12 protein-coding genes are annotated in these 12,778 nt (G+C 62.4%); 4 read left to right on the top strand and 8 right to left on the bottom strand.

Translation table 11 applies throughout. The features are described from left to right. Positions 1–87: 87 nt before the first annotated feature. The 3 genes from HKK54_RS27910 (at position 88) to HKK54_RS27900 (ending at position 2,572) form a co-directional block, all read left to right on the top strand. Positions 88–1,029, top strand: coding sequence for a LysR family transcriptional regulator (locus HKK54_RS27910; RefSeq protein ID WP_010171225.1), 942 nt, complete (start codon positions 88–90; stop codon positions 1,027–1,029). A 92-nt stretch (positions 1,030–1,121) separates the two neighbouring features. Continuing rightward, the gene (locus HKK54_RS27905; RefSeq protein ID WP_169388556.1) at positions 1,122–1,640 is read left to right on the top strand and encodes a sigma-70 family RNA polymerase sigma factor; all 519 of its coding nucleotides are present in this window, start codon (positions 1,122–1,124) and stop codon (positions 1,638–1,640) included. Continuing rightward, on the top strand, positions 1,637–2,572 hold the full coding sequence (locus HKK54_RS27900) for a FecR domain-containing protein (RefSeq protein WP_169388555.1): 936 nt from the start codon (positions 1,637–1,639) through the stop codon (positions 2,570–2,572). The genes HKK54_RS27905 and HKK54_RS27900 overlap by 4 nt, the downstream gene beginning before the upstream one ends. An 823-nt stretch (positions 2,573–3,395) precedes the next feature. On the opposite strand, the gene HKK54_RS27895 is transcribed toward HKK54_RS27900, so the two are convergent. Genes HKK54_RS27895 through HKK54_RS27885 form a run of 3 tightly spaced genes read right to left on the bottom strand, consistent with a single transcriptional unit; the run spans position 3,396 to position 5,927 of the window. After that, on the bottom strand, positions 3,396–4,109 hold the full coding sequence (locus HKK54_RS27895; RefSeq protein ID WP_169388554.1) for an ABC transporter ATP-binding protein: 714 nt from the start codon (positions 4,107–4,109) through the stop codon (positions 3,396–3,398). 2 nt (positions 4,110–4,111) lie between these two features. Continuing rightward, positions 4,112–4,945, bottom strand: coding sequence for an ABC transporter permease (locus HKK54_RS27890; RefSeq protein WP_010171216.1), 834 nt, complete (start codon positions 4,943–4,945; stop codon positions 4,112–4,114). Between the two features lie 10 nt (positions 4,946–4,955). Further along, positions 4,956–5,927, bottom strand: coding sequence for an aliphatic sulfonate ABC transporter substrate-binding protein (locus HKK54_RS27885; protein WP_010171214.1), 972 nt, complete (start codon positions 5,925–5,927; stop codon positions 4,956–4,958). 320 nt (positions 5,928–6,247) lie between these two features. On the opposite strand from HKK54_RS27885, the gene HKK54_RS27880 reads away from it, so the two are divergent. Further along, a complete protein-coding gene (locus HKK54_RS27880; RefSeq protein ID WP_003217010.1) occupies positions 6,248–6,463 on the top strand; it encodes a TOBE domain-containing protein in 216 nt (71 codons plus the stop codon). A gap of 125 nt (positions 6,464–6,588) precedes the next feature. Here the strand turns inward: HKK54_RS27880 and HKK54_RS27875 are convergent, their stop codons facing one another. From HKK54_RS27875 to HKK54_RS27855, 5 genes are all read right to left on the bottom strand, one after another. Continuing rightward, positions 6,589–9,936 carry a hypothetical protein gene (locus tag HKK54_RS27875; RefSeq protein ID WP_010171211.1) on the bottom strand — a complete coding sequence of 1,116 codons (3,348 nt, stop codon included), beginning with the start codon at positions 9,934–9,936 and terminating at the stop codon, positions 6,589–6,591. A gap of 94 nt (positions 9,937–10,030) precedes the next feature. Beyond that, positions 10,031–11,179, bottom strand: a complete 1,149-nt coding sequence (locus HKK54_RS27870) for a MalY/PatB family protein (protein WP_169388553.1) — start codon at positions 11,177–11,179, stop codon at positions 10,031–10,033. 59 nt (positions 11,180–11,238) lie between these two features. Further along, complete coding sequence (locus HKK54_RS27865) at positions 11,239–11,862, bottom strand: FMN-dependent NADH-azoreductase (protein WP_169388552.1); 624 nt, start codon at positions 11,860–11,862, stop codon at positions 11,239–11,241. After that, positions 11,859–12,299 (bottom strand): GNAT family N-acetyltransferase, encoded by a 441-nt coding sequence (locus HKK54_RS27860; protein WP_010171206.1) that lies wholly within the window; start codon positions 12,297–12,299, stop codon positions 11,859–11,861. The genes HKK54_RS27865 and HKK54_RS27860 overlap by 4 nt, the downstream gene beginning before the upstream one ends. Continuing rightward, positions 12,292–12,768 (bottom strand): carboxymuconolactone decarboxylase family protein, encoded by a 477-nt coding sequence (locus tag HKK54_RS27855; protein WP_010171203.1) that lies wholly within the window; start codon positions 12,766–12,768, stop codon positions 12,292–12,294. The genes HKK54_RS27860 and HKK54_RS27855 overlap by 8 nt, the downstream gene beginning before the upstream one ends. Positions 12,769–12,778 lie beyond the last annotated feature (10 nt).

Genomic DNA, 12,778 nt, shown 5'->3' with positions numbered 1-12,778 from the left:
AAGGACTGTACGGCGCTCGATCTATGCGCTACAAATCGAATCTCGCTTACAACTGATAACCTCAGGGTATCGATAACAAGGAAAATAATGAGTAGTCCCGCGATCTCCCGCAGCCTGTTCAACCGCCTGCGCTACAAGCATCTGCATATGCTGGTGGCCTTGAGTTCCAGCCAGAACCTGCACCGCGCATCCCAGAGCCTGAACATGTCGCAACCGGCGGCGACGCGCATGTTGCGGGAGATCGAGGACATGTTTGCCTGCGACCTGTTCGAGCGCCTGCCCCGTGGTATGCGCCCCACGGCGCTGGGCAAGGAGCTGATCCGCTTTGCCGAATCCGCCCTCAGCGGCCTCGACCGCTGCGCCGAGGAATTGAGGGTGCGCCAGCAGGGCGGCTATGGGTATTTGTCGATCGGCACGATCATGGGCGCGGCGCCGGACCTGGTGATGGACTCGATTGCGCAGATCAAGTCGCTCAACCCGCAGATGCGCATTCGCATCATGGGCGACACCAGCGACCAGGTGATCCAGTTGCTGGAACAGGGCCGCATCGACCTGGCCATCGCCCGGCGCAATGCCGCCACCGACAGCGAGCATTACAGTTTCGAGCCCCTGGGTAATGAACGCATGCTTGTGGTGGTGCACGCCGGCCATCCCCTGGCGCAACGCGAACACTTGCCGTTGGCGGAGCTGGTCAGCGACTGGCCGTGGATCCTGCAACCGCAAACCAGCCCGGCGCGCATTGGTTTTGACGAGGCGCTGCAACACCTGGCCTTGCCGCAGCCGGCGGACATCATCGAGTGCAGTTCGGTGTATTCCATGCAACAACTGATTCAACTCACCGACGCAATCATGGTGCTGTCGGAAAGCGCCCTGCGGGACTACCTGAAAATGGGCCTCGTGGTGGCCTTGCCGGTGGTGCTGGAGGTGCAGCTGGCGCCGTTCGGGATGCTGTTGCGCAAGGGCGACCCGGTGAGCCGCGAGCTGGGGCTGTTTATCGACATGCTCCGACAGAAGGCCGCGATGCTTTAAACGCTGCGTGTAAAAGAACGTGGTATGCCGGCGGGATATTAAATAGAATGAATCTCATTTGAGATTAACTCGCGCCGCGCAGGTTACTTGCCATGAATGATGCTGTATTGCCGACGCACCTGGCTGAAGCGAGTCTTCACACCTTGTACCGCGACCACCGCAGCTGGCTGGAAAGCTGGCTGCGGCGGCGCCTGGGCAATGCCTGGGATGCGGCCGACCTGAGCCAGGACACGTTCCTGCGGGTGCTGGCCAGCGCCCAGCCGATTGCACAATTGCAGGAGCCCCGGGCTTACCTGGTGACCGTGGGCAAGCGCTTGCTGGTCAACTTTCACCAGCGGCGCAGCCTGGAGCAGGCGTATCTCAACGCGCTGATGCACTTGCCGCAAGACTGCGTGCCGTCCCCGGAGCAGCGCTGGTTGCTGCTGGAAACCCTGCAAGCCCTGGATGAACTGCTCGACGGTTTGCCACCGGTGGTGCGTCGCGCGTTTCTCTGGAGCCAACTGGAAGGCCTGGGCTACCGGGAGATTGCCGAGCGGCTCAAGGTCTCCGAGCGTACGGTCAAGCGCTACATGGCCCAGGCCTATGAGCATTGCTTGCTGGTGGACCTGTGAGCCGCAGCGCGCCGGATCTCGCCCGTGCGGCGGCGCAGTGGCTGGCGTTGCTGGAGTCTGGCAGTGCCACCGAGCGTGATCACGCCAGCCTGCAGCAGTGGCGCGACAGCCATCCCCAGCACGAACAAATCTGGCAAAAAGCCCAACTGTTGCGTCAGCGATTTAACGATTTGCCACCGGCATTGGCCATGGCCAGCCTTGATCGCCCGCAACCGGGACGGCGCGCGGTGCTCAAGCGTGCGTTGGGCGTGGCCGCGCTGGTGCCGGCTGCGTGGTTGCTTAGCCGGCAATTGCCGATCGATGCATGGCGCGCCGATTTGCATACCGCCACTGGCGAACGCAAGCGGGTGTCGCTGGCGGATGGCAGCAGCCTGCAACTGAACACCGCGAGTGCGGTGGATGTGGACGTGGCCCGGCGCCGTGTGACGCTGGTGGAAGGCGAGATGGCGTTGACGGTGCCGGGGGCTGGTGCGCTGACGGTGCAGACGCGTTATGGCCAGGTGATTGTCAGCCAGGCTGAGGTGTGTGTGCGGCAGCTGTCTTCCGGGTGCCTGGTGTCGGTCTTGAAGGGCGCGGTGCAGGTGCAGGACCTGCGGGGGCAAGTGGCGACGTTGCAAGGTGGGCAACAGGCGCGCTTGCAGGCGTTCGGGATGGGCGCAGCTGTAGCGTTTGATGCGCTGCAACTGGGTTGGCGCGAGGGTGTGTTGACCGCGCAGAACCAGCTGCTGGGCGATTTTTTGCGGGAGTTGGAGCGGTATCGGCCGGGGGTGATGCGTTGGGACTCGAGCCTGGAAGCGCTGCGGGTGACCGGGAGTTTTCAGTTGGCCGATACTGATCGCATTCTTGCGTTGCTGGCGTCGACGATGCCGCTGGAGGTGCAGTCGCGTACGCGGTATTGGGTGACGCTGACGGCGCGTAAAACGGCTGTCTGATGACATATCCGTTATTTAGGTAACGGCGGCTTATGGTTTCGCTCTTACAGCGACTCACTTTGGAAAAGCCCCAAAGTAAGCAAAAGGCTCTGCCCCGCCTGTCGGCACCTCGCCTAGGCTCGGTGTTCCCTCACTCCGGCATTGCTCCGCGGGCCGCCGCGACGGGGCGTCCCTGCCCCGTCGCGGCTAAACCGGCGTCCTGCCGGTTTACCCGCTCCTCAATCCCTGCGTTCGGCCTCGGGCTTATTGGGGCAGTCAGATCAAGATCAAAATCTACAGCACAGCGGCCTACAGGCCGGCTTGAGTGGTAGGAGCAAAGGCAAGAGCGGCTTTTTTGTAGGAGCTGGCTTGCCGGCGATGCAGACACCTCAGTGCATCAGGCAGACCCATTTGATGCCATCGCTGGCAAGCCAGCTCCTACAGGTGACCGTGCCCGCTTTAGATTTTGATTTTGCTTTTGCTCCACACCACTCAAGCCGGCCTGTAGGCCGCTGTGCTGTTGATCTGCTTTTGATCTTGATCTTAGGCGCCCCTTTAAACCACGCTGGCCGAACGCAGGTAGTACGGAGCGGGTAAACCGGCAGGACGCCGGTTTAGCCGCGACGGGGCAGGGACGCCCCGTCGCGGCGGCCCGCGGAGTAGTACCGGAGAGAGGGCACACCGAGCCTGAGCGAGGTGCCGAGTGGTGGGGCAAGAGCCCTTTTGGTTACTTTTGGGGCTCTTTTCCAAAAGTGACCCGCTGTAAGAGCGGAACCCATATCAGCCGTCACCCAAATAACGGATATACACCCCAGCCTGACTTACCCCCCCCAACACGTGCGTTTCAGATCACATGCGCCCGCTGCAACTCGGTCAACGCCAGTGCCTTGAGGCGCGCCAACAGCGGATCCCGCCGGTCCCGCGGATGCTCCAGCTCCACCGCCAGTTCCTGGCGAATACTGCTGGGCCGGTTATCCATCACCAGTACCCGGTCACTCAGGTACAGCGCCTCGTCCACATCGTGGGTCACCAGCAACAGGGCGATCCCGTGATGCTCAGCCAATTGCAGCAGCAAGTCCTGCAGCTTCATGCGGGTAAACGCATCCACCGCGCTGAACGGCTCGTCCAGCAGCAACACCTGCGGCCGCGAATACAGCCCGCGAGCAATCGCCACCCGTTGCGCCATGCCGCCCGACAACGCCTTGGGCAACGCCTGGCCAAAGCCGGTAAGCCCCACCTCGTCAATCAACTGCGCGACCCAGGCTTTGTCATAGCCGTTGTCATCGCTGAAGCCGATGTTTTGCTCCACCGTCAGCCAAGGCATCAGGCGCGGTTCCTGAAACACAAACGCGACCTCGCCACCGCCCTGCAACAGCTCACCCTGGTAGTCCTTTTCCAGCCCGGCAACGATCCGCAGCAAGGTGCTTTTGCCGCAGCCGCTGGGCCCCAGCAAACTCACCGCTTCCCGCGGTTGCAGGGCCAGGTGGACGTTGGTCAGCACCGTGGTAGCGCCGAAGTTTTTACGCTCGACACGAATGTCCAGTAGCGCTTCGCTCATGCTCAATTCTCCGGGCCTTGGCCGTTGAAGGTGTCGCGCCAGGCCAGGCAGCGTTTCTCCAGGGCGGCCAGCAGGCCGTCGCTGATCTTGCCCAACAGGGCCAACACAATGATCGCCGCCAGCACAATGTCGGGCCGTGAGGTTTCCCGGCCATCGCTGAGCAGGTAACCCAGGCCCTTGGTCGCGGCGATCAATTCGGCCGCCACCAGGAACATCCAGGCCAGGCTCAAACCGCTGCGCAAACCGGTGAACAAGCCGGGCAGGGCGGCGGGCAACAGGATGCGGCGCACCAGGCGCGTACGGCTGAAGCCATACATCTGCCCGACTTCCACCAGCTTGCGGTCGATGTCGCGAATCGCCGCGACGCCGTTGAGGTACACCGGGAAGAACGCGCCGATGGCTATCAGCACGATCTTCGAGGTCTCATCAATCCCCAGCCACAGCAGCAACAGCGGCACCCACGCCAGGCTCGGGATCGAGCGCAGGCCGGCGAAGGTCGGTTCCAGGTACGCCTCGGCCTCGCGGCTCAAGCCGACCCAGGCGGCAAACACCAGGGCCAGGCTGGCGCCGATGGCGAACCCCAGCAGTACCCGCAACAGGCTGGCGCTGATGTGTTTCCATAACGCGCCTTCGGCGAGGTCGGTGAGGGTCACCGCGATCTCGCTGGGGGCCGGCATCTGGTAGGACGGCAGCCAGCCGATACGCACCACCACTTCAAGGATCACCAGGATCAACACCGGCAACGCCAGGCCCTTGAGCCGGCGTGGCCAGGCGCTGCGCTGGACAGTGATCGTGGGTGTCCGTGGGACCGGCAGGGCTTCGCTTTTGCTGCTCATGACGCTCCCCTTATGGACGAGGCAAGGCCTGGCCGAAGCTTGGGTCGATCAACTGGTCGATCACCTGATCCACATTCACCCCACGGCGCACCAGTTCTTCCGATACCAGGATCGGCGCAGCAGCCTTGGAGGACACCACGTCCTGAGCGGTGAGCAACGGGCTGCTCAGGTCGGTGCGGGACAATTGCAGCTTGGCCACTTCCAGCGGCAGGCCGGATTCGTCCGCCAGCAGCTTGGCAAATTCATCCGGGTGCTGGACCGCCCAGTTGCGGGCTTTTTCATAGGCGCCGAGCACTTTGGCGATGGTCTGCGGATGCTCCTTGGCGTACGTCTCGGTGACGCTGACCACGCCGTAGCTGTTGAAGTCCTTGTTGCGGTACAGCAGGCGAGAACCGGCCTGGATTTCACTGGCGGCCATGTGCGGGTCAAGACCGGCCCAGGCGTCGACATCACCTTTCTCCAGGGCGGTACGGCCGTCCGGATGTTGCAGGTGCACCAGTTCTACGTCGTCCTTGGCCAGGCCGGCTTTCTGCAGGCTGCGCAGGGTGAACAGGTACGGGTCGGTGCCTTTGGTGGCGGCAATTTTCTTGCCCTTGAGGTCGCTCACGCTCTTGAAGGTTGAATCTTTGCGCACCACCAGTGCGGTCCACTCGGCGCGGCTGTACACATACACCGACTTGATCGGGCTGCCGTTGGCCCGGCTCAACACCGCCGACAGGCTGGCGGACGAAGCGAAATCGACACCGCCGCTGTTGAGGTATTCCAGGGAACGGTTGCTGCCCTGGCTCAGCACCCAGCCGACCTTGGTTTTTGGCAGTGCTTCTTCGAGCCAGCCGAAGTGCTTGAGCACCAGGCTCACCGGCGAGTAATAGGCATAGTCCAGGTTGACTTGCGCAGGGTCGGTTTCCGCCGCATGGGCCAGGGGTTGCAGGCTGAGGGCGAGGGCGCAGGCGCCCAGAAGGGTTTTGGCGAAGGGTTTCATGGAACAGCTCCGGGCAAGGCGGGAAAGAGAAGGCTTTTCTTATATTCAGAAAATTCATATGGCATGTTCCATCATGCGTTATAGGAATATGCAGTCTCTGTGCCAGCAGTCGCGGGGCCGTTTCTATTGGGGTTGGGGGCAGGGACGTTGTGATGGGAGAGGGCACTTTGTTGAATCACTGTTGGCTGCGCAACAGCTTGTATATGTCTTTATGGAATAAATAAAGAGTTATTTATTCCTTTTGTTGTTTTCACGAATAGGGCACTTTGAGTGCCTGCGCATTCGTGCGGATTGACCCAACAGACCAAAGGAAAGCCGACATGACCATTAAAGCGATCAACGTGCGCAACCAGTTCAAAGGCGTGATCAAGGAAATCCTGATCGGCGAAGTGGTGTCCGAGATCGACGTGCAAACCGCGTCGGGGATCGTGACGTCGGTGATTACCACGCGCTCGGTGCGTGACCTGGAATTGAAAGTGGGCAGTGAAGTGATTGCCTTCGTGAAATCGACCGAAGTGTCTATTGCCAAGCTGTAAAGGTGTGAACCCAATCCAAATGTGGGAGCTGGCTTGCCTGCGATGACGGAGTGTCAGTCGACCTATTTGTCGGCTGATACACCGCTATCGCAGGCAAGCCAGCTCCCACACTGATTTGTGTAGATTTAGTTGAGCCGAGGGCCGCCTCCAGACGGACGGGACCCGGGCTTCTCACCCGAAGCATCCGGCAGTTCCTTGGGCTTTTCACTCGGGTCCTTGTAGTCCTTGTGCAAATCCCCATCCAGCCGGTTGCTCGACGAGCCGCCGCTTTGCGGTGTCGCGTCAAAGTGTTCCCACTCCGATTGCTGGAAGCGGAACAGGCTGTCATCGGTCGGCGTGTCGCGGCCGTGGTAGTGGTGGATTTCGTAGTGGGCGTATTCGACCTTGTCCGCCCAGTTGTCCTGCAATAAACCGTCGCCCGCCAGGTCGCGGTACCAGTCGTTTTCCTTCTCGGTGGCCTTCTGTTTTTTGTTGTGGTCGACGAAGTAGCCGATGATCCCGCCCACCACCGCCAACACCACGCCCACCAGGAACAGCGGCCCGGTCAGCGCTGCCGCCGTGCCTGCGCCAAACAGCGCCGCCGCACCCAATACGCCGGCCGATGCACCGAACGCACCGCCCGCCACCTGCAATCCACCCGCCGCCTGAGCCAACGGGTCTTTGCTGTCCACGCCACTTTTGATCGCCAGGGCGCCGAGTACGATATCGGCAAAACCACCGGCGATATCCGTGGCCGGGCCCAGCACCTTGATCACCGAACCTGCGATCTTCGCCGATTGGGAAGCGCCCAGCTTGGCCGCACCGGCAGCCTTCAGGCCGTCATCCAGGTGGGTGGCCAGGCCTTCGGTGGCTTCGGTCACGGCTTTATCGCCTTCGCCAAACAGTTTGGCGACGCCGTCGTACTGGCTGTCGGGAACCGCGTCCAGGGCCGCGGCAATTTCCTTGCTGACCTTTGAGTCGATCTCGGTGGGCTTGCTGAAGTCGATGACTTTGCCGGCCGCACCTTCCTTGCCCCAGATTTCCGGCAGGGTCTTGTCCAGGCCGAGAAAGTCCACCAGGCCGCCCTTGCCCAGGGCTTCGCCGATCTTGTCGCCGAGCTTGACGAAGTGGCTCGCGCCGCCGGCAAAACTCAGGAAGTCCTTGGCGATGGTCATACGCTGGGCCGGGGTTTCGCCGAGCTTGCCGCCTTTGCCCACCAGTTGGTAAATCCCTGAGAACAGGCTGACGCCGGCGCCCATGGAGCCGAGGATGCCTTTGCTGTTGAGGGTGTTGAACACCTCGCCGAGCATGCCGCGATCCGCCACCGGGATATAGGGTTTGCTCAGGGCGGTTTTCACGTCGGCTTCGCTGATGGTGCCGCTGTTCTTGTAGACATCGCCGAGTTCTTCCAGGGCCTTGGTCACGGCCGAGGATTTCTCCTTGCCCTCCAGGCCTTCGTTGAGGAATTTCTCCAGCACTTCCTGGCTGCGTCGCGGCAAGTCCAGCAGGTTGCCCTTGAGCACGCCCTTGAGCAGGCCGAACAGGTCCTTGGTGGCCAGTTCCTTGTTCTCGTCGGAGATCTTGCTCGGGTCCGACAGGATCTCGTTGAGGTCGGTGGTGAGGCCGTCGGCCTGGATATTCTGCGCAGCCTTGGTGGCGGCTTCCGGGTCGAACAGCGACAGCGAGGTGAGGGTGTTGCTCAGGTCCTGTTGGGCTTCGTGGCTCTTGCCCTGTTTTTGCAGGTCCTTGAGGTAGAGCACGTAGTCAGGGTTGTTGGTCAGGTCGAGGAGCTTCTGCTTGATCTCGTCCTTGTTGGGCAGGTGACTGATGGCGTCGTCCATCTTGGTCTTGTAGTCGGCCTGCACGGTCGGGTCTTTGAACAGTTCGCCGATCTGCTCCTGCACCGCCTTGCCGTCGATGATGTCGTGCATGTCGGCTGAAGTGAGTTCGGTCTGCTTGTCATCGAACTCGCGCCAGGTGGTGTTGAACGGGCGCTTGGATTCTTCGTAGCCGGTGATGCCGTGGCCGTTCTGGTAGGCCGCCTGGGCTTCCAGGGCCCGGACCAGTTTGGCCCGCGGGTCGTCCTTGGGAATCGAGCCGTCCTTGACCCCGGCACGGTAGGTGTCGATCAGTTCGGTGGTGGCCAGTTCGCTGACGCTTTGGGTCGGCGATTTATCGTCGTCCTTGTCGGCGTGCACACCGGTGTCGAGGTTGAGCACGTCCAGTTCGTCGTTGCTCGGCAGGTTGTACTTGGCGCGGGTTTCGTCGACGGTGCCGGCGCTCCAGGCTTCCCACTTGGCGACCACTTCGTCGTAAAGCTGCGGGCTGAGTTCCTTGGAGACGATGACCTTGCCTTCACTGGTTTCATAGCGGATCAGGCCGTCACCCAGTTCATCGGGGGAGCCGAAAGTGATCTCGGTGTTTTTCAGGAAATCATTCGGCCCCGCCAGCTTGTAGCCGGCGTCTTCACTGGAGTGGATCTTGCTCCAGGTGTCCTGGGCGGTGGCCACGCTCTTGAACAGTTCCGGGCTGACGTCGGCCGACACCACGACTTTGGTGCCGTCGTGGGTTTCATAAGTCAGTACATTGCCTTGCTGGCCTTCGATCCAGCCGAAGCCCTTGTAGTCATTCAGTTCCGGCGGTTGGGTGTTGGCGTCCGCCAGGGTGGAGCCGTCGTTGAGTGCGGACTCCACGGCGGCCTTTTTGTCCGGGTGGGTGTAGACCTCGTGCAGGCCCGCCAGGTAATCGAACAGCTTGGGGTTGTCGTCCCGGGCCACGACCATTTTCTGGCCGTTGCTTTCGAAGCGGATCAGGCCCGGGCCGACTTCATCCTCGGGGCCGACGGTGGTGCCGGCGTAGGGTGGCCACACTTCGTTGTCGCTGGCACGCTTGTAGCCGGCGTCTTCGCTGCTGGCCAGGCCGGTGAAGCTTTCATAGGCTTCCTTGGCTTTCTGGAACGCTTCGGGGTTGTCGCGCTGGCTGATGACGAACTTGTTGCCGTCCTGGGTTTCGTAGCGGATCACACCCGGGCCGGTTTCGTCCGGTGGGCCTAGGGATTTGTAGTCGCCGAGCTTTTCCGGGGCCGTGGCGTCGCCGCCCAGGCGCTGGTAGCCGGCGGCTTCGCTGGCGTTGACGCCGGAGAGTGCCTTGAAGTCGGCGCTGACTTGCTTGAACAGCTCGGGGCTGTCTTTTTCGCTGACGATGACTTTCTTGCCGTCCTGGGTTTCATAACGAATCAGGCCGGGGCCGACTTCGTCCGCCGGGCCGATGGCCTTGTAGTCGCCCAGGGTGGTGGGCGGTGCGGCGTCCTTGGCGGCCAGTTCGTAGCCTTGTTCCTTGCTGGCAGCGAGCCCTTGCGCGGTTTTGTCGCCGGCCTCGACCTTCTTGTTGTTGGCGCTGTTCTTGAGCAGCACATGGAACGCCGCGCCGGACTTGGGCGGTGTGAGGGGAAGGGCCTTGGGGTCGGTCGAGCGGTTGAGCGGCTGGGTCGTCATGCCATGGAACTCCTGCTGTTACCGGTGGGACGAATCGGCAAAAACAGTAACAGCAGGGGTTCGGTGGTCGTTGCGAAAAGTTGTGAATTGCGCCTTAACGGTGACGCAGGCTGGCTTCCATACGGGCAATGCCTTCTTCCAGCATCGCCCGTGGGCAGCCGAAGTTCAGGCGCACGAACTGCTGGCTGTCATCGCCGAATTCAATCCCGGCGCTCAAGCCGACCTTGGCCTGTTCGAGGAAGAATTGTTGCGGGTCATCCAGGCCCAAGGCGCTGCAATCCAGCCAGGCCAGGTAGGTGCCTTGGGGCGCATGCATCACCACGCCGGGCAGGCGGGTTTGCACGGCGTTCAGCAGGTAGTCGCGGTTGGCTTGCAGGTACGCCACCAGCGCTTCCAGCCAGTCGCCGCAGTCGCTATAGGCTGCACGGGTGGCTTCCAGGCCCAGGGGGCTGACGCTGTCGACCATGCCGCAGCGGGCGTGGTTGAAGCGCTCGCGAATTTCCGGGTTCTGGATCACCGCAAAGCAGGTCTTCAGCCCGGCGACGTTATACGCCTTGCTCGCCGACATCAGGGTAATAGTGCGCTGGGCGATCTCGGGGCTGAGGCTGGCAGTGGGAATATGCCGGCGGCCATCAAAGCACAGCTCGGCGTGGATCTCATCGGAGACGATCAGCGCGCCCTGGTCGAGGCAGGCGGTGGCCACGGCCAGCAGTTCTTCGCGAGGGAAGACCTTGCCCATCGGGTTGTGCGGGTTGCTCAACAGCAGCGCACCGGCGCCGGTGAGGGCTTCCCGCATGGCCGGCAACGGCGTGAGGTACTCGCCCTCGGCGCTCAGTTCAAACGGCACTTCGATTTTTGGCAGGTTCCAGTGGCCCGGCGCCAGGCGGATCGGGCGATAGTTGGGGGTTTGCAGCACCACCGGTTGGCCGGGCTGCACAAACGCATGCAGCGCCATGTTGAAACCCGGCTCGACCCCCGGCAGGAACAGCAGCTCATCCGGCTGCACGCGCCAGGCGTACTTGGCCCACAGGTCGGCGACGATCGCCTCGCGCACGCCATCGCAGGCCACGCTGTAGCCGAGGATTTGCTGGCCAAGGCGCTCGTGCAGCGCCTGAAGCACAGCCGGTGGCGCGGCGATGTCCATGTCGGCAATCCACATCGGCAGAACGTCTTGCGGGTAACGACTCCACTTGGTACTGCCGGTGCCGAGGCGGGAGTGGATCGTGTCGAAATTAAAGCTCATGGGTGGCTCAAGTCAGGGAGGCGGGCGAGGAAATGGCGCTGATTCTAGCGCCATTAATTTTACGCGCCAGCGCTGATTGTCGCGTGGCCTCCCGTCTGCCGGTCAAACGCCCTGGACAACTGTTCATGGGCCTGTGCCAAGCTGCGCTGGACGGCCGCTTCGCCCCGGACCATGGCGCCCAGATAGACGAAGCGCACGGTGTGAATACCCACCGTTGCGAGGATCGCCTGTAGGTACGGGCTCAGGAAGTCCGGCTCGCGGCTTTTTCGCGAGTTTCCGGAACTCACCAATACAAAAGTGCGCCGGTCCTTGAGCAGGCCGACTTTTTCAAACTGCGGGCTGACCGTGAAGCTGCGATGGATACGCACCACATGATCGATCCAGCACTTGAGCGCCGCCGGCAGGGTGAAGTTGTGCACCGGGGTGCAGATAATCAACAGGTCGCAGGCCTCCAGCTCGACGATCAGCTGTTCGGAGCGCTCCGTTGCCGGGCCACTGAGGCCGCCGGGCGTGGTCAGGGCGCTGGCGTATTCCCGGGTCAGCGGCGGCAGCGCCTGGCCGCCGTAGTCACGCTCGGTCACCTGGGCCTCTGGCGCCTGTTCACGGAGCAGGGCGCGGGCCAGGCGGAAGGTCTGGGCGGCCTTGCCATGGGGGCTGAAGCTCAGCAGCAGCGCGCGGCTCATTGGCTGAGGTCCTGGGAAAAGTGCATCCCCCGCGGCAGCAGGCCCTGACGAAAGTAGAAGCGCTGGGCCAGGGCCATGTGCATGCCCGTGTCCAGCACCAGGTAGCGATAACCCAGGCTGCGGGTTTGCTGGCGTACCTGGTCCAGCAGTTGCTCACCCAGGCGCCGGCGTTGCAGAGAAGCGTCTACCACCAGGTCATCGACGTAGATGAAGCGGCCATACAGCAGGTTTTCGGTCAGGCGATAACCGGCCAGGCCCAGCACCTGGCCGTTTTCCCGGGCGGCGAGCAGGCGGTAGCCGTTGTCCCGCTGGCGCTGGATTTGCCGGGTAAAGGCTTGCGGGTCGCTGAGCATGGGCCGCAGTTGCTGCATGACGGCAAAGCAGGCCTGGCAGTCGGCGTCGGTTTCAATGTGCACGAACTCCACATGATCATTCATGGTGGCCGTGCTCCAGGTGGGCTTTCACCGCTGCGGGTACTTTTCGAAAGCTGATGGCGACGCGGTTCAGGGCGTTCATCAGGGCGATGGCCAGGGTCAGGTCGGCGATTTCCTTGGCACTGAAGACCGCGGTGGCCTCGGCATAGTCCGCGTCCGGCACCTCGGTTTGCGCGACCCGGGTGACTGACTCGGCCCAGGCCAGGGCTGCGGATTCGCGGGCGGTGAACAGCGGCGAGGCTTCGCGCCAGGCGGCCAGCAGCATCAGTTTTTCCAGGCTCACGCCCTGTTTGAGCAGGTCGCGGGAATGGGAGTCGAGGCAATAGGCGCAGCCGTTGAGTTGCGAGACCCGCAGGTACACCAGGTCAATCAATTCCTTCTCCAGGCCGCAGCCGTGGATATAGCTGTGCACCGAGCCAAGGGCTTTGTAGCCGACGGGTGCCGCCTGGGCGTAGTCGAGACGGTGTTGCATGGGGTGGCTC

Source organism: Pseudomonas sp. ADAK13 (genome assembly GCF_012935715.1).
Taxonomy (GTDB): Bacteria; Pseudomonadota; Gammaproteobacteria; order Pseudomonadales; family Pseudomonadaceae; genus Aquipseudomonas.
The sequence above is the reverse complement of the archived record's forward strand: the minus strand, read 5'-3'. Positions and strand labels throughout refer to the sequence as shown.